The sequence below is a fragment of the Noviherbaspirillum sp. L7-7A genome (assembly GCF_019052805.1).
Lineage (GTDB): Bacteria > Pseudomonadota > Gammaproteobacteria > Burkholderiales > Burkholderiaceae_D > Noviherbaspirillum_A.
This window is the reverse complement of record NZ_JAHQRJ010000001.1, coordinates 2,707,827-2,729,045: the sequence shown is the minus strand read 5'-3', so window position 1 is coordinate 2,729,045 and position 21,219 is coordinate 2,707,827. Positions and strand designations below refer to the sequence as shown.

Annotated in this window: 20 protein-coding genes and 1 tRNA gene; 14 read left to right on the top strand and 7 right to left on the bottom strand. The window is 61.5% G+C overall.

Going from position 1 to position 21,219, the window contains the following annotated elements; translation table 11 throughout:
• Positions 1 to 89 precede the first annotated feature (89 nt).
• Positions 90 to 163, bottom strand: a tRNA-Gly gene (locus KTQ42_RS12445).
• Positions 164 to 317: 154 nt separating this feature from the next.
• Entirely contained in the window at positions 318 to 1,145 is an 828-nt protein-coding gene (pepA, locus tag KTQ42_RS12440; protein WP_217345780.1) for a flocculation-associated PEP-CTERM protein PepA, read from the bottom strand.
• 1,062 nt (positions 1,146 to 2,207) lie between these two features.
• On the opposite strand from pepA, the gene KTQ42_RS12435 reads away from it, so the two are divergent.
• Together KTQ42_RS12435 and KTQ42_RS12430 are read left to right on the top strand one after the other, a co-directional pair.
• On the top strand, positions 2,208 to 3,086 hold the full coding sequence (locus tag KTQ42_RS12435) for a GNAT family N-acetyltransferase (protein WP_349292145.1): 879 nt from the start codon (positions 2,208 to 2,210) through the stop codon (positions 3,084 to 3,086).
• 44 nt (positions 3,087 to 3,130) lie between these two features.
• On the top strand, positions 3,131 to 3,895 hold the full coding sequence (locus KTQ42_RS12430; RefSeq protein ID WP_249222738.1) for an N-acetyltransferase: 765 nt from the start codon (positions 3,131 to 3,133) through the stop codon (positions 3,893 to 3,895).
• Positions 3,896 to 3,941: 46 nt separating this feature from the next.
• Here KTQ42_RS12430 and KTQ42_RS12425 read toward each other — a convergent pair whose 3' ends face one another.
• Complete coding sequence (locus tag KTQ42_RS12425) at positions 3,942 to 4,616, bottom strand: class I SAM-dependent methyltransferase (RefSeq protein WP_217345779.1); 675 nt, start codon at positions 4,614 to 4,616, stop codon at positions 3,942 to 3,944.
• A 239-nt stretch (positions 4,617 to 4,855) separates the two neighbouring features.
• Between KTQ42_RS12425 and KTQ42_RS12420 the strand changes: the two genes are divergently transcribed.
• The gene (locus KTQ42_RS12420) at positions 4,856 to 5,716 is read left to right on the top strand and encodes a ThiF family adenylyltransferase (RefSeq protein ID WP_217345778.1); all 861 of its coding nucleotides are present in this window, start codon (positions 4,856 to 4,858) and stop codon (positions 5,714 to 5,716) included.
• Between the two features lie 6 nt (positions 5,717 to 5,722).
• Here the strand turns inward: KTQ42_RS12420 and KTQ42_RS12415 are convergent, their stop codons facing one another.
• From KTQ42_RS12415 to KTQ42_RS12405, 3 genes are all read right to left on the bottom strand, one after another.
• Entirely contained in the window at positions 5,723 to 5,977 is a 255-nt protein-coding gene (locus KTQ42_RS12415; protein WP_217345777.1) for a DUF6582 domain-containing protein, read from the bottom strand.
• A 31-nt stretch (positions 5,978 to 6,008) separates the two neighbouring features.
• The gene (locus tag KTQ42_RS12410) at positions 6,009 to 7,004 is read right to left on the bottom strand and encodes an SDR family oxidoreductase (RefSeq protein WP_217345776.1); all 996 of its coding nucleotides are present in this window, start codon (positions 7,002 to 7,004) and stop codon (positions 6,009 to 6,011) included.
• Positions 7,005 to 7,161: 157 nt separating this feature from the next.
• Positions 7,162 to 8,412 carry a multidrug effflux MFS transporter gene (locus KTQ42_RS12405; RefSeq protein WP_217345775.1) on the bottom strand — a complete coding sequence of 417 codons (1,251 nt, stop codon included), beginning with the start codon at positions 8,410 to 8,412 and terminating at the stop codon, positions 7,162 to 7,164.
• Between the two features lie 294 nt (positions 8,413 to 8,706).
• Here KTQ42_RS12405 and hemN point away from each other — a divergent pair, with 294 nt between their 5' ends.
• The 11 genes from hemN (at position 8,707) to KTQ42_RS12350 (ending at position 20,247) form a co-directional block, all read left to right on the top strand.
• Positions 8,707 to 10,128 carry an oxygen-independent coproporphyrinogen III oxidase gene (gene hemN / locus KTQ42_RS12400; protein WP_217345774.1) on the top strand — a complete coding sequence of 474 codons (1,422 nt, stop codon included), beginning with the start codon at positions 8,707 to 8,709 and terminating at the stop codon, positions 10,126 to 10,128.
• Positions 10,129 to 10,133: 5 nt separating this feature from the next.
• Complete coding sequence (locus KTQ42_RS12395; RefSeq protein WP_217345773.1) at positions 10,134 to 10,913, top strand: sulfite exporter TauE/SafE family protein; 780 nt, start codon at positions 10,134 to 10,136, stop codon at positions 10,911 to 10,913.
• Complete coding sequence (locus KTQ42_RS12390; protein WP_349292144.1) at positions 10,910 to 13,357, top strand: heavy metal translocating P-type ATPase; 2,448 nt, start codon at positions 10,910 to 10,912, stop codon at positions 13,355 to 13,357. Before KTQ42_RS12395 ends, KTQ42_RS12390 begins: the two co-directional genes overlap by 4 nt.
• A gap of 3 nt (positions 13,358 to 13,360) precedes the next feature.
• Positions 13,361 to 13,513: a cbb3-type cytochrome oxidase assembly protein CcoS gene (ccoS, locus tag KTQ42_RS12385; RefSeq protein WP_217345772.1), complete on the top strand. Its 153-nt coding sequence runs from the start codon at positions 13,361 to 13,363 to the stop codon at positions 13,511 to 13,513.
• A gap of 1,267 nt (positions 13,514 to 14,780) precedes the next feature.
• Positions 14,781 to 16,208, top strand: coding sequence for a cytochrome-c oxidase, cbb3-type subunit I (ccoN, locus tag KTQ42_RS12380; protein ID WP_217345771.1), 1,428 nt, complete (start codon positions 14,781 to 14,783; stop codon positions 16,206 to 16,208).
• Positions 16,209 to 16,229: 21 nt separating this feature from the next.
• Positions 16,230 to 16,844 (top strand): cytochrome-c oxidase, cbb3-type subunit II, encoded by a 615-nt coding sequence (ccoO, locus tag KTQ42_RS12375; protein WP_217345770.1) that lies wholly within the window; start codon positions 16,230 to 16,232, stop codon positions 16,842 to 16,844.
• Positions 16,845 to 16,872: 28 nt separating this feature from the next.
• The gene (locus tag KTQ42_RS12370) at positions 16,873 to 17,061 is read left to right on the top strand and encodes a cbb3-type cytochrome c oxidase subunit 3 (protein ID WP_217345769.1); all 189 of its coding nucleotides are present in this window, start codon (positions 16,873 to 16,875) and stop codon (positions 17,059 to 17,061) included.
• The gene (ccoP, locus tag KTQ42_RS12365; protein ID WP_217345768.1) at positions 17,054 to 17,989 is read left to right on the top strand and encodes a cytochrome-c oxidase, cbb3-type subunit III; all 936 of its coding nucleotides are present in this window, start codon (positions 17,054 to 17,056) and stop codon (positions 17,987 to 17,989) included. The genes KTQ42_RS12370 and ccoP overlap by 8 nt, the downstream gene beginning before the upstream one ends.
• Positions 17,990 to 18,046: 57 nt before the next feature.
• Positions 18,047 to 19,462 (top strand): cytochrome c oxidase accessory protein CcoG, encoded by a 1,416-nt coding sequence (ccoG, locus tag KTQ42_RS12360; RefSeq protein WP_217345767.1) that lies wholly within the window; start codon positions 18,047 to 18,049, stop codon positions 19,460 to 19,462.
• Between the two features lie 21 nt (positions 19,463 to 19,483).
• The gene (locus KTQ42_RS12355; protein ID WP_249222737.1) at positions 19,484 to 19,996 is read left to right on the top strand and encodes a FixH family protein; all 513 of its coding nucleotides are present in this window, start codon (positions 19,484 to 19,486) and stop codon (positions 19,994 to 19,996) included.
• An 11-nt stretch (positions 19,997 to 20,007) separates the two neighbouring features.
• Complete coding sequence (locus tag KTQ42_RS12350; RefSeq protein WP_217345765.1) at positions 20,008 to 20,247, top strand: hypothetical protein; 240 nt, start codon at positions 20,008 to 20,010, stop codon at positions 20,245 to 20,247.
• A 22-nt stretch (positions 20,248 to 20,269) separates the two neighbouring features.
• On the opposite strand, the gene fnr is transcribed toward KTQ42_RS12350, so the two are convergent.
• A complete protein-coding gene (gene fnr, locus KTQ42_RS12345) occupies positions 20,270 to 21,031 on the bottom strand; it encodes a fumarate/nitrate reduction transcriptional regulator Fnr (protein ID WP_217345764.1) in 762 nt (253 codons plus the stop codon).
• Positions 21,032 to 21,219 lie beyond the last annotated feature (188 nt).

Here is a 21,219-nt window from a genome sequence, read left to right as displayed (position 1 = left end):
CCCTGATAACGCTGTCCTGATCTGGCCCCGGCTCGCCGGCCTGCGTGGCCGGGATATTGCCGCCGGAGCGGCGAGGAATGCCAGGCAACTGGAGCGGGTGAAGGGGATCGAACCCTCGTCTAGAGCTTGGGAAGCTTTCGTTCTACCATTGAACTACACCCGCGGGAACGTGCATTTTACGCAATTTCCGAAACGGCAGGCAAACCGGCTTGCCATCAACGTCTTCTCCAAAAAAAAATCCATGACTGTTGCCAGTCATGGATTCCTGTTACCGGCTTGCCACCGCGCTGCGCTGGCAAGTGTCCTTCTGTTGCTTCTTAAGCCTTCTTGCTGCGACGACGGCTCAGACCCAGGCCCATCAGGCCCAGACCGATCAGAGCAACGCTTGCTGGCTCAGGCACGGCGTTGTTGAACACCACGTCCAGGGAACCGTTGATCGTCTGGGTGCCGGCTGGTGTGAAGTTGTTCAGCTGGCCGGACTGGAACGACACGTTGTAGAACGGGTTCGGCGAGGTGAAGTACTGGCTGCCGGAAGCGGTCAGCGCGAAGGTCGACGTCGCGCCGAAGCTGCCGCAGTTGATGCCAGTGCCGCATGTCGGCAGGTTCGGGTCCAGCGTACCCTGGCCGGTCGTCGGGGTGCCGTTGGCGATCAGGATATCGTCGCCGGAGGCGCCCGTGGTCCATGCCACCGAGCCAGATCCCGGTGCACCGAAGGTGGTGTTCGAGTTCGGATCGAGGAACAGGCGCAGGCTGCTGCCGGCGCTAGGCGCAAAGTTGAACGTGGTCACGCCGCCGGACTGGGTGAAAGTGCCGGTAGCCTGGTACAGCGCATACATGCCGTACTGGGCAGCGGTACCGCCGGTGGGGCTGAGATTCGATGCAACCGGCGTGGTGCCGTTGTTGGCGACGAACTGGCCGGCGTTCCACAGCAGCGAAGCCTGGAAGGTGTTGCCGGAGAAGGTGATTACTTCGGTGTAGTTGCCGGTGATCTTGTCTGCGGTAATGCCGGTCAAGGTGCCTCCGGCGATCGTTTCATTCACGACGAAATCAGGGAAGTTTGTTTGCGCCATTGCGCCGGAACTGAAAACGCCCAGAGCTGCGGTGACTGCAGCTGCTACCAGAGTCTTGCTAACCATTTTTTTCATTTTGTTTCTCCGAGAGTGTTAAATGTAATCAACTTTCCGAGCCTCCCCTGCATTGGATTAGCCCCTAAAGTCGTGGTGTTTTCGTTTTATATTTTTAACTTATTGTCCGACTTTCAACACATAGCATTTAGTGTGCCAACTAAATATAATCCTTTATTTTCAAAGAGTTAATAAGTTATTTTCCTAAATGAAATTGAGCTGTGTAAAAATAATCGACAAAGTTCAAACAATTAATATTTCCAAGAATAATCGTTTCTTGTAAGAATTACAAAATTAAATGGTTTCTTTTGGTAAAAGCTTTCTTTAATGAAATAGTTGATAAATTTCATTAAATTTCGCGTGAAACTTAATTATTGTTTAAGCGCAAAGAAATCAACTTGGGAATTGATTATTCTCAACGCCCGAATTCGTCCGGCACTGGATTAATAATTGCTGTACCAGAGGGGCTTGAAACTAAAAGGTTGTATCTACGGGAGAGGGGTCTGGCCGAGCCAGGGAAGCGGTGGGGAGAGGAAAACCGGTTAGGCAACAAGTACGAAAAAAATAACCGACATCTTATAAGGACTAGTGCCGCGATTGTCTTGCACAGGCGTCTGCCGACGGCCTGATCCGGCATAGTAAATAGTTCTGACTTGCACGTTTGGCAAACGCCAGACAGTCTGGCTTTTCGACTTGCCTCATTATGGAGGCATGGTTTTCTTAAATGTTCTTCTGCATAAGTAGCGATTTCGGCAAGTCTTGTTGACTACGGTTTAACAAAATCAGCCTGAAACGACATTGTAAATCTGTCAGCTATGCGGACTTGACGTGCATTTCATCTTGTCGCGCATACCAGCCTATGCATGCCGAAATCACCTTTTTACCCGTGTTTGATGTCATTTAAATAGTTTATTCAGGGAAAAACATGCCGTTCGTCGCCTAATTTTGCACTTCGCGAACCTATTGGCGGCACCCCCTTCTAATCTCGCGTGTTGCATTTAGTCAAAACCTTGTTCGCAGGGTAATTTTTTAATTCAGCAACTATTTTCTATCGAGTAATATTTGTGACGAGGAGCCTGTACAGTGTTTGACTATCAAGAAAGCAAGACCTATCTGGAGCACGAGCTGAATGGCCAGGATGCACAGCCCGAAGTAACGATCAGGCAAGTACGCGCCGAACAGCCCGACGAGACAGATGCTCATGAACTTGATGTTGACGAAAGAACATTCCAGATCCGTCTTGCCAACACCGAAACGGTGCGTAGTCATGCCAGCTCCCTGATACACAGGATGTATGCATCGCGTGGCTATACAGTAAACAATCCCCTGCAGGAAAATCCTCACCGCGTCACCATGACGATCTCCGAAGAGGACAAGGTCATCGGCACGATCACCCTCGGTATCGACTCCCCCTCCGGCCTGCTGGCGGATGAAATCTTCAAGGACGAGGTCGATGCCTACCGCGCGCGTGGCCGCAAGGTATGTGAATTAACGAAGCTTGCGTTTGATCCTACGACACGTTCCAAAACTGCTTTAGCATCGCTATTCCATATTATTTTCATTTACTTGCGGCGCGTGCAAAAATGCACCGACATCTTCATTGAAGTCAATCCGCGGCATCGTCGTTTCTACGAGCGCATGCTGGGCTTCAAGAAGCATGGCCCCAAGAAGATGAATCCACGGGTCAATGCGCCCGCTTACCTGCTGTGCGTTGAAACCGATTATGTCGAGGAGCAGATCCAGAAGATGGGTGGCACCAGCAGCCATGACAATGCTGAAAAATCGTTGTACCCCTACTTCTTCTGCCCGATCAGCGAGAAGCAGAACAAGGCAGCAATTGAAAGGCAACTGGCAGTGCTGCATACTGACCAGGGCAATGCCAACGCAGTCAATGCGCTGGCGGCAATTTATCAGGCAAGCAGAGGCGCCACTTCGGTGGAAAGTTTGACACTATCGCATTAGGGAAACATGGAACTCCGGCGATCATCTAATAGATTCCCCATCTGATGTCCGGCAAGATCGGACCGAACAAATCGCTGGATGCTCCCGACGGCAATGGACTGATCGGCGATGTGCATGCCCTTGGCCTGGACAGTACCGCGATTCCCGATGATGCCGACGACCTCGTCATCGAGCAGAAGAACTTCCGCATCCGCCTGGCCGACACCGAGAGCGGCCGCAACTCAGCCTCGATGCTGATCAACAAGATGTATGCGTGGCGCGGCTATGGCAGCGCGCATCAGGTCAAGGCCAGCCCGTCCCGCATCACGCTGACCGCTTCCGACAAGGAAAAGGTCATCGGCACGGTGACCCTTGGCATCGATTCCGAGGAAGGCCTGCTGGCCGACGAGATCTTCAAGCCCGAGATCGACAAGCGACGCAACGCGGGCGGCAAGGTGTGCGAGCTGACCAAGCTGGCGTTCGATCCGGATATCCGCTCCAAATTCGCGCTGGCCTCGCTGTTCCACATCGTCTTCATCTACGGCCGGCGCATGCATAACTGCACCGACGTCTTCATCGAAGTCAATCCGCGCCACCGCCGCTTCTACGAAACCATGCTGGGCTTCAGGCGGCAATGCGAGATCCGCACCAATCCGCGCGTGAATGCGCCGGCGGTGCTGCTGTGGGTGGACATCGGCTATGTGGAGGAGCAGATCCACAAGTACGGCGGCACCAGCGACAACCCCGACACCACCCGCTCGCTCTACCCCTATTTCTTCTCGCCCCGCGAAGAGGCCGGCATCCACGGCCGCCTGGTGTCGCTGGGCTGAACGTTCAGGCGTGCCATGGATCTCTCCCGGGATCCATGGCAACCCTCTATGCCGGCTTCACCGGCTTGCGCGCCACCACATTCCAGGTATTGCCGGACTTGAACTCGCGCGAGATTTCATAGCCGGCGGCAATCAGGCGCTGGCGGATGTCATGTTCCTCGAAGGGGCTATACAGGATCCCTTTCCTGATGCCCCAGTCGTTGATGCGCTGGGCCGCCCAGCGCAGCGGCGGCAAGCCATCGGGATAGAGCAGCACATTGGCCGCCAGCGTGCCGCCCGGCTTCAGTACCCGGTGAATGTCGCGCAGCGCGCCGTCCACGGTCGGAAAGCAGTGGATGGAGTTGGCGATATTGGCGGTGTCGAACGATGCATCCGGAAAGGGCAGGTCGGCGGCATCGGCATGCTGGATCGTCACATTCGGGTCCTTGGCGAAACGCTTCTTCGCGCCAGCCAGCATCGAGGGAGCGTAGTCGATGCCGGTGACCTTCACCGGCTTCATCCTCTTCCAGCGCCGCCATTTGAGCACCAGCTCCAGCAGCGTGCCCGTACCGCATGCCACCTCCAGATGGTTCGGCCCGAAATGCGGACCGAAGAAACGCAATTGGGTATTGATGGTGCTGTTGTAGGCGAATGTGAGAATGAAGAAGCCGCGCAGGTCATACCACCATGGCTCGGAGGAATATGCTTCTGCGATTTCGTCGCGGGTTTTGCCTGTGCTCATTAAGCCTTCCTGTTCTTGCTGTTGCAGGGTTGGATGCCGGGAATCGGAGCCCGACTATAAGATGACATTTGACAACTATCAAGAATCATCGTCGAGAACCGTCGGGTTAGTGTGGGACTAAGTCAAAGCCCTGACTGATAGACGCTTTTTTTCTGGTACAGTTTCCTCCTTTCACGTTTTCGACGCATGCGGCAAGGCCTTGAGCCGACCACTGCCTTGCAGTACCGCAGTCGTTCATCATGCAAACTGAATTCAATTATTCGCAGGCCTTCTCGCGCAATATCGGCTGGGTCACCGTCGATGAGCAAAGCCGGCTGCGCAACGCGCGTGCCGCGATCGCAGGGCTGGGCGGCGTAGGCGGCGGACATCTGCTGACGCTGGCCCGGCTGGGCATAGGCAACTTCACCATCGCCGACTTCGATCATTTCGAAGTGCACAACTTCAACCGCCAGGCAGGCGCGATGATGTCCACGGTGGGGCAGCCCAAGTCGGACACGCTGGCGCGCATGGCAAGGGATATCAATCCCACGGCGGACATCCGGGTCTTCAATGAAGGCGTCACGCCCGAGAACGTGGATGCCTTCCTGAAGGATGTCGACATCTACATCGACAGCATCGATTACTTCTCGGTGGAGTCGCGCCGCCTGCTGTTTGCCGAATGCTACAAGCGCAATATTCCGGCAGTCACAGCCGCGCCGCTGGGCATGGGTGTGGGCTTCCTGTACTTCAAGCCGGGCAGGATGAGCTTCGAGGATTACTTCCTGCTGGAAGGCCAGACCCGCCGCGAGCAACTGCTGCGCTTCATGGCAGGCCTGGCGCCCAAGGCGCTGCACCGGCACTACCTGGTGGCGCCAGAGGCAGTGCATTTCGCCGAGGAGCGTGGGCCGTCGACCATCATGTCCTGCGAGCTGTGCGCGGGCTTTACCGGCACCCAGGTGCTGAAGATCCTGCTGGGCCGCGGCAAGGTCAGGCCGGCGCCGTGGAGCATGCAGTTCGATGCCTACGAGCAGAAGCTGCGCTTCACCTGGCGGCCGGGCGGAAATGCCAACCCGATGCAGAAACTGCTGCTGAAGATCATCCGCGCCCAGTTCAAGGATTGATTCGGCTTACTTGCTCTTGCCGCTAACCTTGAGTTCGCGCCAGCTGCCTTCGGCAACCTCGACGCCAAACTTGCGGGCTGCGGCAATGATGCGCCGCCATGCCTCGTCGCGCTCATCGTCGCTGACATCCCTGACCTGATTGAAGCGGGCTATTGCATTACGTACGTGGCCCGCATCTTCCAGTGGCTCCTTGCGCTGTTTGGGAAAGGCGAATTCCCGCTTCGGCAGGTCGTCGCGGTCTTCCTGGTCCAGTTTGCTCATGATGGGTTTTCCTTTCCGCGTTGCCTATTGCTTACTGGCCGCCGGTCACGCCGCCCATTACCGGCAGCACCACGCCGGTAATGAAGCTGGAGCACACAGGCGAGGCCAGGAACACATAGGCCGGCGATATCTCCTCGGGCTGCGCCGGGCGCTTCATGTCGGTGCTGGCGCCGAACTGGGCCACTTCATCAGCCGGACGGTCGGCGGGATTCAACGGCGTCCAGACCGGCCCCGGCGCAACCGCATTGACCCGGATGCCGCGTGACACCAGGTTGCTTGCCAGCGCCTTGGTGAAGGCATGGATCGCGCCCTTGGTGGCCGAATAGTCGAGCAGCTTGGCGCTGCCGAACAGACCCGTCTCGGAGCCGGTGTTGATGATGGAAGCGCCATTGTTCAGGTGCGGCAGGGCGGCCTTGGCCATGTGGAAGTAGCCATAGACATTGGTGCGCAGGGTCTGGTCGAAATGCTCTTCGGTCAGGTCGGCCAGGCCATCCGCATGTTCCTGGAAGGCGGCATTGTTGACCAGCACATCGAGCTTGCCGAATTCGCGCACCGTGCGTTCCACCGCGTCGCGGCAGAAGGCGGCGTCCTTCACGTCGCCCGGGATCAGCAGGCAGCGCCGGCCTTCGCGCTCCACATGCTGGCGGGTTTCCTCGGCATCGCTGTGTTCATTCAGGTAGACGATGGCCACGTCCGCGCCTTCGCGCGCAAACAGCACCGCCACTGCGCGGCCGATGCCGGAATCGCCGCCGGTGATGATGGCCGCCATGTCGGCCAGCTTGCCGCTGCCCTTGTAGCCGGGCGCCTCGAACTGCGGCCGCGGCTTCAGGTCCGATTCCAGGCCGGGCTTGACCAGATGCTGTTGCGGCAAGGGCGGCTCCGGCTGCTTGCGCTCGCCCGCCTGCACCGCGCCTTCCTGCTCCGGCTCGGCGGGCTTGCTGGCGTCGCGCCGGTCGGTTTCCTGCTGTATCTTGCGCTGCTGCGCCGCTACCTGTTCGACGTCGCCGTCCTTGCCTGTGGCCATCATCCGCTCCGCTGCATGTCAAACAGACAGTGTAGGCAGGCGCAGCAGGCCTCACGAGCGAGTCAATGCGGCCGGTTGCGTGCAATCAAAAAGGGGGATGTGTTGGCAATATCCCCACGGCCATCCGATCGCCTGGCAGCAAGGATAGATCGGCAAAACCCTACCCGATGCGCTGCCGCAGGCGTCCGGCGCGCAGCCACAATGCCAGCGCGATGCCGGTCAGCGCCAGCTGGCCCGCGGCCAGCTTGGGCACCGAGTCCCACAGCAGCGGCGCCACCAGGCCCGACACCGCCGATGCCAGCACCGTCATCGCGCAGGACTGGCAGGAAGCCACGATGCCGCGGATATCGGGGAACAGGTCGAGCACCAGCAGCGTGGCGCCGGGCGCCACCATCGACATGCCAAAGGTGTAGAAGAACAGCGGCAGCACCGACCATGGCAGCGCCGGCGGCAGCAGCAGATGATAGAGCAGGTTGGCACTGGCCGCGCCGAGCAGCAGCGTGAAGCCGATGCGCGCCTGGCGCTGGATGGAGTAGCGCCCGGCCAGGCGGTTGACCGCCAGCGCGCCGAAGAAGATGCCGGCCACCGAGGGCACGAACTGCCAGGCGAACTGGTCCGCGCCCAGCTTCAGGTGCTGGGTAATGAATACCGGCGCCGCTGACACATACAGGAACAGGCCGGCGAAGTTGAAGGCGATGGTGCCGGCCTCCAGATGGAACAGCTGCGAGCGGAATACCGAACGGTAGCTTTGCCACAGGTGATGCGGGTTGAAGGGCTGGCGCCTTTCCGGCGGCAGGCTTTCCGGCAGCCGCCGGTAGCAGTACCACAACAGCAGCGCCGTGTAGAAGAACAGCGCGATGAAGATGGCGCGCCAGTTGGCCAGCTTGACGATCCAGCCGCCGATGATGGGCGCGATCGCCGGCGCCACCGAGAAGATCATCGTCACCAGCGACAGCAGCCGCGCCGCCGGCGCGCCGGCATACAGGTCGCGGATGATGGCGCGGCCAATGACCACGCCGGCGCCGGCCGACATGCCCTGCATCACGCGGAAGATCCACAGGTACTCGACGCTGTGCACCGACGCGCAGGCCAGCGTGGCAACCGCGAACGCGGCCAGCGAGATCAGGATGATGTTGCGCCTGCCATAGGCATCGGACAAGGCGCCATGCCACAAGGTCATGATGCCGAACGAAAGCATGTAGGCCGTCAGCGTCTGCTGCACCTGGATGGCGCTGGCATTGAGCGTGGCCTGGATGTCGGGAAAGGCAGGCAGGTAGGTGTCGACCGCGAAGGGTCCCAGCATGGCCAGCGCGGCCAGCATGATGGCCAGCGCCGAGGAAGTAATGCCGGGATGAAGCGCCGGGCCTGGGGTTGGCGGAGTGGCCTGGTCAGTCTGATCGGGTTTATGCATTGTTTTTTTTGCGATGCCGGCGCAGCGCGAGGCACGATGCAGCCCAGGCCCGAAGGCGTGGAACAAGGGCGTCGCTCCGGATGGGCAAGGCGAGAGGATGGCGATCTGCTAAAGGCGACAAGGATAGCCTAAATGCACATGGCTTGCAGATTAGCCAACGCCAAAAACACTGTTAAAACAAGGGGCTCGGACCATTTTGACTTACATCAAGGAAATCGGCCCTCCCCGTTCTTACACTGCACTCGCCTGAATCGATGGTGCAGTCCGTACCCGTCAGGCCGCAGGAGAAAGATTATGTTGGCCCCTCATGCAGCCGTGTGCGCTGCTCCGGTTGTAGAGTTCGATGCGGCATTGATCAAGCGACAAAGCCAGCTCGGTCCGCGCTATACCTCGTATCCCACCGCCGACCGGTTTTCCGAAGCATTCGATTACGGTGATTACCTGCAGGCGGTCGCCAATGTGCGCAACCGCGGCGGCCTGCATCCCCTGTCGCTGTACCTGCACATCCCGTTCTGCGACACGGTGTGCTACTACTGCGCCTGCAACAAGATCGTGACCAGGAACCGCGAGAAGGCGGCGACCTACCTCAGCTACCTGAAGCGCGAGATCGAATTGCAGGGGCAGCTGTTCGCCGGATTCAACCACGTCGAGCAATTGCATCTGGGCGGCGGCACGCCAACCTATCTGTCCAATGAGCAGATGGCCGACCTGATGGCGCACCTGCGCCGCTGCTTCCAGTTCGCGCCCGACGCCGTAGGCGAATATTCGATCGAAGTGGACCCGCGCACGGTCAGCGTCGAGCGCGTGCATGCGCTGCGGCAGCAGGGTTTCAACCGCATCAGCCTGGGCGTGCAGGATTTCAATGCCGATGTGCAGAAGGCGGTCAACCGCATCCAGCCCGAGCAGGAAACCCGCGCCATCATCCAGGCCGCGCGCGACGCCGGCTTCCGCTCGGTCAGCATCGACCTGATCTACGGCTTGCCGCGGCAATCGCGCGACACCATGGAAGACACGCTGGAGCGCGTGATCGCCGCCAGCCCGGACCGGCTGTCAATTTACAACTATGCCCACCTGCCGCATCTGTTCAAGCCGCAGCGCCGCATCCTCGATGCCGAACTGCCGGCGCCCGACGAGAAGCTGCGCATGCTGCAGCTGTGCATCGACAAGCTGCGCGCCGCCGGCTATGTGTACATCGGCATGGACCATTTCGCCAAGCCGGACGATGAGCTCGCCGTGGCGCAGCGCCAGGGCCGCCTGCATCGCAACTTCCAGGGTTATTCAACGCATGCCGACGCCGACCTGGTGTCCTGCGGCGTGTCTGCCATCAGCGCGGTTGGCCTGACCTACAGCCAGAACGTCAAGACGCTCGATGCCTACTACAGCCATCTCGACCGCAACGAGCTGCCGATCGCGCGCGGCATCCGGCTGTCCATGGATGACGTGCTGCGCCGGCTCATCATCCAGATGCTGATGTGTAATTTCGAACTGTCCATCGCATCGGTCGAGCAGGCTTATCCGATCACCTTCGCCGCCTACTTCGAGTCCGAGCTGGCCCAGCTGAAGACGCTGGAACAGGATGGCCTGCTGACCATCGATGCCGAATGGATCTCGGTGAGTCCGCGCGGCCGCCTGCTGATACGCAATATCTGCATGGTGTTCGATCGTTACCTGCAATCGCGCCAGGCTGACACGCCGCGCTACTCACGCACCATCTGAAGCTCATGAACGCGCTGTCCCTGTTTCCCTTCTTTGTCGCCGGACTGGTGGGCAGCGTCCATTGCGTGGGCATGTGCGGCGGCATCGTCAGCGCCTTTTCGATGGCCGCGCCGCGGCCGGCGTTTCCCGTGCTTGTCACCACCGTTCCCGCCTTTCCTGCCACGGCCGCGCTGGACGGCGGCCTGCGCGTGCTGGCCTACAATGCCGGCCGGCTTGGCAGCTATATGGCTGCGGGCGCGCTGGCCGGCGGCATGCTGGGCGGCGTGCGCCACCTGGCGGGCGTCGCGCCCCTGCAGATGGCTGCCTACTGGATGGCCAATCTGATGCTGGTGGCGCTGGGCCTGTACCTGATGGATGCCTGGCGCGGCCTGGCCAGGCTGGAAGCCGGCGGCCGCTTCCTGTGGCAACGGCTGCAGCCGCTGACCCGGCACCTGCTGCCGATCAGGCATCCCGGCCAGGCGCTGGCATTGGGCGCGCTGTGGGGCTGGCTGCCATGCGGCATGGTCTACAGCATGCTGCTGACAGCGATGCTGACCGGCTCGGCCTCCGGCGGCGCGGCGGTGATGCTGGCCTTCGGCCTGGGCACCATGCCCGCGCTGGTGACCATAGGCCTGCTTGGCAACCGCCTGCAGGCATGGACCCGCCGGCGTGACGTGCGCCTGGGCGCCGGACTGCTGGTGCTGGCCTTCGGCCTGCTTGGCCTGGCGCGCGCCGGCCACGGCATCAGCGCCGGCTGGCTGGATGCGCTGTGCCTGACGCCCTCGATGATGGGAGCCGGACTGTGAGCGCGCTGCCAAGGGAAATCAAGGCTGCCGACGGCTGCTTCCATTGCGGCCTGCCGGTCCCGGCCAACAGCCATTGGGCGGTGGAGATCGACGGCCTTGCGCGCAGCATGTGCTGCCCGGGATGCGAAGCGGTGGCGCAGGCCATCGTGCAGAACGGCATGACGGATTACTATCGCAATCGCACCGACTTTGCGGTCACGGCGGAGCAGGGCGCTGCACTGCCGGCGCAGCTGCGGCTGTATGACCAGTCAACATCGAACGATGTGTCGCGCAATCCCGACGGCATGCTTGAAGCCACGCTGTCGGTCGACGGCTTGCGCTGCGCCGCCTGTGTCTGGCTGATCGAGCGGCGTCTCGGCCAGTTGCCCGGCGTCGTGGCGGCCAACATGAATGTCGCGACCGGGCGCCTGTTCGTGCGCTGGGATCCGGCGCAATGCAAGCTCAGCGGCATCCTGGGCGCGATGCGGGAAATCGGTTATCCCGCCTATCCCTTCGATCCGGCCCGGCATGAGGCGCAACTGCGCCGAAGCGGCAAGACGCTGGGCCGACAACTGTTCATCGCCGGCCTGTCGATGATGCAGGTGATGATGTATGCGGTGCCGGCCTATCTCGCCACCGACGGCACGCTGGAAGCGGACATGGCCGCGTTGATGCAATGGGCCAGCCTGCTGCTGACGCTGCCGGTTGTCGTCTATTCCGCGCAGCCTTTCTTCCGCGGCGCCTGGGCCGCATTGCGCCAGCGCGCGCTGACCATGGATGTGCCGGTGGCGCTCGGCATCGGCGCCGCCTTCATCGCCAGCGTGGCTGCCACCCTGCGCGGCAGCGGCGAGGTCTACTACGACTCGGTGACGATGTTCATCTTCCTGCTGCTGTGCAGCCGGCTGCTGGAGCTGACCGCGCGTCGTCGCGCCGCCCATGCGCTGGAGCGGCTGCAGCATGGCCTGCCCGATGCCGCGCAACGCCTGCCGGCCTATCCGGCCAGCCGCGATACGGTGACGGTGGCGGCAGGCGACCTCGAGCCGGGCGACGTGATTCTGGTGCGGCCCGGCGAGCCGGTCGCGGCCGACGCGGTGCTGCTGGAAGGCCAGACGAGCATCGACGTCTCATTGCTGACCGGCGAAAGCGCGCCGCAGCAGAAGGTTGCGGGCGACGCCATTCCCGGCGGCGCGGTCAATGCCGGCCAGGCGGCGCTGCTGCAGGTCAGCCGCCGTGCCGGCGCCAGCACGCTGGCCTCCCTGGTGCGCATGGCGGAAAGCGCCGGCCAGGGCAAGCCGGCCCTGTCGCAATGGGCTGACCGGGTTGCGGCATGGTTCGTTGCGGGCCTGCTGCTGCTGGCTGCCGCCGTGTTCCTGTTCTGGCAATGGCATGATGCCGCCCGCGCCTGGTCGGTGGCGATCGCGGTGCTGGTGGTGTCCTGTCCGTGCGCGCTGTCATTGGCCACGCCCAGCGCACTGGCCGCCGCCACCGACAGCCTGCTGCGCCGCGGCGTGCTGATCCTGAGGCCGCATGTCCTGGAAACCCTGCACCGCGCCACCCATGTGGTCTTCGACAAGACCGGCACGCTGACGGTGGGCAAGCCGGTCGTGCGCGATGTCGGCCTGTATGGCGGCGTCGAGCGTGAAGCCTGCCTCGACATTGCCGCCGCGCTGGAAGCCTGCAGCGCCCATCCGCTGGCGCAGGCGCTCACAAGCGCCGCTGGCGGGCATCGGCTCTGCGCCAGCGACCTGATGCAGTTTCCCGGGCAGGGCGTCGCCGGCTCGATCGACGGCATCCCATACCGGCTGGGCCGGGCTGACTTCGTCGCGCAGCTCAGTGGCCGTTTCCTGGCGCCGGCCGACATGCCTGGTGTCAGCGCAGTCTGGCTGGGCAGGGAAGGCAGCCTGCTGGCCCGCTTCGACCTGGCGGATGGCTTGCGTGACGATGCGCATGACGTGGTGGAGAGATTCAGGAAGGCAGGCAAGCAGGTCATCCTCCTGAGCGGCGACCAGCAGGCGATGGCGCAGGAAGTGGCGCAGAAGTTGGGCATAGCCGAAGCGCTGGGCAACCAGTTGCCGGAACAGAAACTGGCCTATGTGCAGCGCCTGCAGCGTGAAGGCGCGGTGGTGGCGATGGTGGGAGATGGCATCAACGACTGCGCGGTGCTGGGCGCTGCCGATGTCTCCTTCGCCATGGGCAGCGGCGCTGCGCTGGCCCAGAGCCATGCGGATGCAGTGCTCCTGACAGGCAAACTGGAAGCGCTTGCCGATGCCGCTGAAAGCGCCGATGCCGCGATGGCGGTGGTGCGGCAGAACCTGGCGTGGGCGATGGTCTACAACATGATCGCCATCCCCGCGGCGGCGGCGGGACTGATCACCCCATGGATGTCGGGCATCGGCATGTCGGTCAGTTCCATGCTGGTGATTGCCAACGCGCTTCGTTTGCGCGGCGGACGGAAAGGAAGTTAAGCAATGGATGCCTTATATCTGCTGGTGCCGCTGAGTATCGTGATTGTGTTCGCGGCGATCTGGGTGTTTTTTCGGATGTCTGATAGTGGACAGTTTGATGACATGGTGGGGCCGGCGCTGCGGGTGCTGCAGGATGATGATAAGGGGGAGGGTTAAGCCGGGGCAGCGGAAGCAGTGGCCGTTGCAGTGGCCGTTGCTTTTGAAGTGGCCGTTGCAGTGGCCGTTGCTTTTAAGTCCCGTTGAGCGCGCCGTGCCGTCGATGGCTGAAGCGGGAAAAGGTGCGGCGTCTGTTTGAGCGCAGCGCAGCGAGTTTAGCCGCGCCCCGCTTCAGCCATCGACGGCACGGGGACCCCGCGCAGCGGGGCGCGATCACCGGGTCGCCTTTTCTTGCCTGCTTCTTTTGGCGAAGCAAAAGAAGTAAGTCGCCTGCCGGGGCGAACACCCGGCCTGGTCATGACGACAGTGCAGTAAGCTTGTTTTATCAGGGATAAAGACGTCACTGCGAAGCAGCAGTTGCTTTTGAAGTTAAGGGTCTTGTTCAACGAACACATCGAACGTCAACACCGACAGTGCTGCCCGTGCCTTGCCGGGTGACGCAATGCGGCTGCACTGCCGTGGACACAAGCCGGGAGTCCGTCCCGGCGGCCGGGTTACTTTTTTTGCTTCGCCAAAAAAAGTAACCAAAAAAAGGCGACCCGGTGATCGCGCCCTGCTGACGCAGGGTTCCCGTGTCAGCGGTACCCGGAGCGGGGCGCGGCTAAACTCGCTCCACTGCGTTGCGCTCAGACAGACGCCGCACCTTTTCCCGCTCCGGGCACCGCTGACACGGCGCGCTCAACGGGATTTCACTGCAACTGCAACTTCAAAAGCAACTGCAACTGCAACTGCAACTGTCGCTGCGCGTAACTGCGATTGCAGTTGTAGGGTGCAATACCCAAAGGGCATTGCACCGCCGTTCGCAAACCGGGCTCGCATTGTGGGCCGACTTCCCTGATCGACCAAAGGTGCAATGCCCCTTCGGGGTATTGCACCCTACGAACACCACGCCTTATCTGCTCCAGACATCGCTGACAGGATGCGCTCAACGGGACTTGAAGAGTTACAGCAAGCGCTACAGAATTAAAGCCTTGCTTAACAAGCACCATAACCTTTGCCATTCAGGCTATAAACCAAAGCCCTTCACGCATCAAAAACCCACAAGTTGAAAAAGCCCTTTAAATAAAGGCCAAAATGCCATCTCCCACCATGGCTGACGTATTTCATCCACAAGCATGGCGCATTGTCATGCTTTTCGGACCGCATATTCAGCGTCCCCGCACCGCTTCTCCACAACCCGGTCATTTTTGACTCATATCAAGGATTTTCGAACACCCGAAACGTACGCTCCAGCCATGACATTACTTGTTTCTTCTGGAGCGTTTGCGTGGACACTGCACTGAACTATAACTATCGGATCGTGAAGCAGTTTGCGATCGCGACTGTGGTGTGGGGCGTCATTGGCATGCTGGCTGGCGTATTCATCGCTGCCCAGCTGGCATGGCCGGCCCTGAACTTTGATATCCCCTGGCTAACCTATGGTCGGCTGCGCCCGCTGCATACCAATGCGGTGATCTTTGCATTCGGCATCTGCGGCCTGTTCGCCACGTCCTACTACGTCGTGCAGCGCACCTGCCAGGTAAGGCTGTTCTCGGACAAGCTGGCGGCCTTCACGTTCTGGGGTTGGCAACTGGTGCTGGTGTCCGCGGCCATCACGCTGCCCATGGGCCTGACCCGCGGCAAGGAATACGCCGAACTGGAATGGCCGATCACCCTGCTGATCGCGGTGGTGTGGATCGCCTATGCCGTGGTGTTCTTCGGCACCGTCATCAAGCGCAAGGTGGCGCATATCTATGTGGCCAACTGGTTCTTCGGCGCCTTCATCCTGGCCGTGACCCTGCTGCATGTGGTCAACGGCATGAGCATGCCGGCCTCTCTGACCAAGTCGTATTCGGCCTATTCGGGCGTGCAGGATGCAATGATCCAGTGGTGGTACGGCCATAACGCGGTGGGCTTCATCCTGACCGCCGGCTACCTGGGCATGGTCTATTACTTCATTCCCAAGCAGGCCGAGCGCCCTGTGTATTCCTACCGCCTCTCCATCGTCCACTTCTGGGCGCTGATCTTCACCTACATGTGGGCCGGCCCGCATCACCTGCACTACACGGCATTGCCCGACTGGACCCAGTCGATCGGCATGGTGTTCTCGCTGATCCTGCTGGCGCCTTCGTGGGGCGGCATGATCAACGGCGTGATGACCCTGTCGGGCGCCTGGCACAAGCTGCGCTCCGACCCGATCTTGAAGTTCCTGATCGTGTCGCTGTCGTTCTACGGCATGGCCACCTTCGAAGGCCCGATGATGTCGATCAAGACCGTGAACTCGCTGTCGCACTACACCGACTGGGGCATCGCCCACGTCCATGCCGGCGCGCTGGGCTGGGTCGGCTTCATCACCATGGGTTCGCTGTACTACCTGCTGCCGCGCCTGTCGGGCAAGCAGGCCATGTGGAGCACCCGCCTGATCGACCTGCACTTCTGGGTCGCCACCATCGGCATCGTGCTCTACATCGCATCGATGTGGATCGCCGGCGTGATGCAGGGCCTGATGTGGCGCGCGGTCAATGCCGACGGCACCCTGACCTACAGCTTCGTGGAAGGCGTCAAGGCAACCTACCCGTACTACGTGATCCGCTTCACCGGCGGCACGCTCTACCTGACCGGCATGCTGCTGATGGCCTACAACACCTATATGACGGTGCGTGACGCCAAGCCGGTTGCCGCGCGTATCCCGGCACTTAATGCCGCGCACGCTTGATTAAGAAAGACGGAGCAAGACATGAAGTTTTCGCATGAGTCGATAGAAAAGAATCCCTGGCTGCTGATCGTGCTGGTGGTTCTGGTGATCAGCATTGGCGGCGCAGTGGAGATCATTCCGCTGTTCTTCCAGAAGTCCACCACCGAGCCGGTTGCCGGGCTGAAGCCGTACTCGCCGCTGCGCCTGGTGGGACGCGATATCTATGTGCGTGAAGGCTGCTATGGCTGCCATTCGCAGATGATCCGCCCGTTCCGCGCCGAGACCGAGCGCTATGGCCACTATTCCGTGGCCGGTGAATTCGTGTACGACCGGCCCTTCCAGTGGGGTTCCAAGCGCACCGGTCCGGACCTGGCACGCGTTGGCGGCCGCTACAGCGACGAATGGCACCGCGCCCACCTGGACAACCCGCGCGACCTGGTGCCCGAGTCCAACATGCCCGGCTATCCGTGGCTGGCCAAGACCAGGCTGGACCCGCAGGAAGTGCAGCCCAAGATGCGCGCGCTGCGCCGCCTGTCGGTGCCTTACAGCGACGAGGAAATCGCCGCCGCGCCTGCCGAGCTGGCCGGCAAGACCGAGCAGGACGCGCTGGTCGCTTACCTGCAGGGCCTGGGCACGCAGATCAAGGCCCGCAACTAGGCCCGCTTAATCAATCGACACTGTCATCATGAATATCCAAACATTATTCGACCAGGCCAGCAGCGCCATGACCGTGGTGAGTTTCCTCACCTTCCTCGGCATCCTGTGGTGGACCTTCATTCGTCACAAGGACCAGGATTTCCACGCCGCGGCGCAGCTGCCCTTCGCTGACGAAGGCGTATCCGACCAAGCACAGCAGGAGCAGGGCCATGTCTGACTTCACCAGCGGTTTCTGGAACATCTATATCGTGGTGCTGACACTGATCGGCATCCTCGGCTGCGGCCTGCTGCTGTGGTCGCAGTCCAAGCACAAGATCACGCTGCCGCCCGGCTCCAGGGTGCAGACCCAGACCACCGGCCACATGTGGGATGAGGACCTGACCGAGCTGAATACGCCGATGCCGCGCTGGTGGATGTGGCTGTTCTATATCACCATCGTGTTCAGCCTGGCCTACCTGGTGCTGTATCCGGGCCTGGGCGAGTATGCGGGCAAGCTGGGCTGGAAGTCGGCTGGCGCCTACCAGCAGGAACTCAAGCAGGCCGAGGCCGACTATGGCCCGCTGTTTGCGAAGTACCAGCAGCAGGACCTGAAGGCGGTGGCCGCCGACCCGCAGGCCCGCGCCATCGGCGAGCGGCTGTTCCTGACCTATTGCGCGCAGTGCCATGGATCCGATGCCCGCGGCAGCAAGGGCTTTCCCAACCTGGCTGACAATGATTGGCTGCATGGCGGCGAGCCCGACGTGGTCAAGACCACCATCATGAACGGCCGCAACGGCATGATGCCGCCCATGGCAGCCGCGGTCGGCTCGGAAAAGGATGTGGAGAATGTCGCGCACTATGTGCTGAGCCTGTCGGGTTCGACCTCCGACCCGATCAAGTCGGTGCTGGGCAAGCCCAAGTTCTCCGCTGCCTGCGCCGCCTGCCATGGCGCCGATGGCCATGGCAACCAGATGCTGGGCGCGCCCAACCTGTCGGACAAGACCTGGCTGTATGGCGGTAGCGCCGACACCATCATGGAAACCATCCGCAAGGGCCGCACCAACACCATGCCCGCGTTTAAGGATTTCCTCGGCGAGGCGAAGGTGCATGTGCTGGCCGCTTATGTCTGGGGCCTGTCCAATGTCAAGGGAGCGGCTCCGCAGTAAAGGCCGCACTGAGCCGCGCTGGCCGGAAACGGCCAGCCAAAGTTAAAGAGCATTGAAATGAGCAGCAATACCACGCCCGAAGTGGCGGTTGTGAAGATGTATGCGGCGCGCGAGGAAATCTATGCGCGCGAGGTGCAGGGGCGCTACGCCAGCCTGCGCTGGATCTGTGTGTGGCTGACGCAGATCCTGTTCTACGGCCTGCCGTGGATCAACTGGAACGGCCGCCAGGCAGTGCTGTTCGACCTGCTGGCGCGCAAGTTCTACATCTTCGGCATCGTGCTGTGGCCGCAGGACTTCATCTACCTGGCCGCGCTGCTCATCATCTCGGCCTATCTGCTGTTCCTGGCCACGGCCATTGCCGGCCGGGTCTGGTGCGGCTTCGCCTGTCCGCAAACGGTCTATACCGAAATCTTCATGTGGATAGAGCGCAAGATCGAAGGCAGCCGCAGCGCCCGCATGCGCCTGGACCGCCAGCCGGCCTCGCTGGAAAAGTTTGCCCGCAAGTTCGGCAAGCATGCCGCCTGGGGCGCGGTGGCGCTGTGGACCGGCTTCACCTTCGTCGGCTATTTCACGCCCATCCATACGCTGGCGCGCGAGGTCGTCACCCTCGGGCTGGGCCCGTGGGAGTGGTTCTGGGTGCTGTTCTACTCCTTTGCCACCTACGGCAATGCCGGCTGGATGCGCGAGCAGGTCTGCAAGTACATGTGCCCGTATGCACGCTTCCAGAGCTCGATGTTCGACAAGGACACGCTGATCATCACCTACGATGAAAAGCGTGGCGAGCCGCGCGGCGCGCGGGCCAAGAGCGCCAGGGCGGATGGCGGTGCGCTGAAGGCGAAGCTGGGCGACTGCATCGACTGCAGCATGTGCGTGCAGGTATGCCCGACCGGCATCGACATCCGTCAGGGCCTGCAATATGAATGCATAGGCTGCGCCGCCTGCGTCGATGCCTGCAACGGCGTGATGGACAAGGTCGGCTCGCCGCGCGGCCTGATCCGCTACAGCACCGACCATGCAATGAAGCAGGGCCTGTCCGGCGCCGACATCCGGCGCCGGGCGCTGCGGCCCAGGGTGCTGATCTATCTGGCCATCCTGCTGGCCATCGTCGTTGCTTTCGGCCTGTCGCTGGCAATGCGCACGCCGCTGAAGATGGACGTGCTGCGCGACCGCGGCGCGATGGGGCGCGAGATCGAGGACGGCATGATAGAGAATGTCTACCGCCTGCAGATCATGAACACGTCCGAGAGCCCGCATCGCTACCGGATCGTGGTGGACGGCCTGCCATCGCTGCGGCTTGCCGGCGCCGATGAGGTAACCCTCAATGGCACCGAGACCCGTTCCGTGCCGGTGCGGCTGCGCATCGATGGCGGGCAGGCCGGCAAGGGATCCAACAAGATACATATCGGCCTGCAGGCGCTGGATGAATCCGGCCTGCAGGTCAGGGAAGAAGCGGTCTTTTATGTGCCGCGCTGAAGGAGAATGCAAATGCCATCCATGAATACCCTCGAACGTCCCGCCACACCGTGGTACAAGCACCGCTGGCCCTGGCTGATCATGCTGGGTCCGTTCCTGGTGGTGCTGGCGGGCAGTTACACGATCTGGCTTTCCTACTCGCAGCAGGATGCGCTGGTGGTGGGCGACTATTACCGGCAGGGCAAGGCCATCAACCAGGACCTGCGGCGCGACCAGGCTGCCAGCCGGCTGGGGCTGTCGCTGGCACTGCGCTACGATGCCGCCGCTGGCCGGCTGACAGGCACGATGCGCGGCGCGCAGGGCATTCCGCGGGGCGCGATGACGCTGCGCCTGGTCCATTCGACCCGTCCGGAAAAGGACATCGTGCTGCCGGTGGTGGCGGATGCAGAAGGCAATTTCGGCGTGAGCCTGCCGATGCTGGAAATGGCGCGCTGGCAGGTGATGCTGGAAGACCAGGGCCGCAGCTGGCGCATCAACGGCGTGTGGCCCTGGCCGCAGCAGGCCTCCGTGGCGCTGTCGGCCGACCAACCCTGAAGGAGGCACAGATGCGGCGTCTGGCAATGGTGATCCTGTGGCCGTCCTTCCTGGTGGCGGCGATGGCGGAAGGCTTTTTCTTTTCCCTGCTCGATCCGCAGGACCTGCACCTGGGCGGCGTGGAGTTCACGCTGTCGCCGCTGGCAGCCTACACGGTGGGATTTTTCCTGTTCTGGCTGTTCTGCTCGCTGGCTGCAATGCTCAGCTATTACCTGGCCAATGTGCCGGCCGACCGCCAGCCGCCGCTATGACAGCGACATTGGCGGCATCACGCTAGTCGCATTTCTCGGTGCCGGCTGCCATCGCCTTCAGGCGGGCCGGATCGAGGACCACGATCTCGCGGTTGCTTACCTGCAGCACGCCCAGCTTCTTGAAGCGCGACAGCAGGCGGCTGATGCTCTCGATGGTCAGGCCGAGATAATTGCCGATTTCCTCGCGCGACATGCGCAGCTGGAAGGCGGTGGAGGAATAGCCGCGGGCGGCATAGCGCGACGTCAGATTGACCAGGAAGGCGGCAAAGCGCTGGCCGGCGCGCATATTGCCCAGCAGGAGCATGACGCTCTGCTCGCGCGTGATTTCCTGGCTCATCATCCGGTGGAAATGGTGCAGCAGCGTGGGAATGTGGCTAAACAGTTCTTCCAGGCGGGCGAACGGAATGTCGCAGACTTCGCTGTCTTCCAGCGCCACCGCCGAGCAGTGATGGCGCTCGGTGCCAATGGCGTCCATGCCGAGAAGCTCGCCCGCCATCTGGAAGCCGGTGATCTGCTGCTCGCCGCTGACGTTGATCTGGAAGGTCTTGAAATGCCCGAGCCGGATCGCGTACAGGTTGGTGAACGGGTCGCCCATGCGGTAGAGATGGGTGTCGCGCGGCACCTTGCGCCGGCGTCCGATGATGGCGTCGAGGCGCGACATGTCGGCATCGTCAAGCCCCATAGGCAGGCAAAGCTGGTGCATGCTGCAGGCCGCGCAGCTTGCCTTCAGGGCATTGACGTTGATGGGTGCTGGCTGGCTGCTGACTGGAATGGACTGGATCATGGTCGCCAATGATATATCTCAAGCCGTTGGAAACACGAAACGCTACGGTATGAAACGTGTCGCAGTACTGATCTGCGGATTAGAACGGTTGGTACGGCGAAGTGTAGCAAACACATCGTAACGCGGATACAACAGATATTAGCTGTTTATCAAATAGTTAAGTGGAATGACGCTTGTGTTCGCCAGCG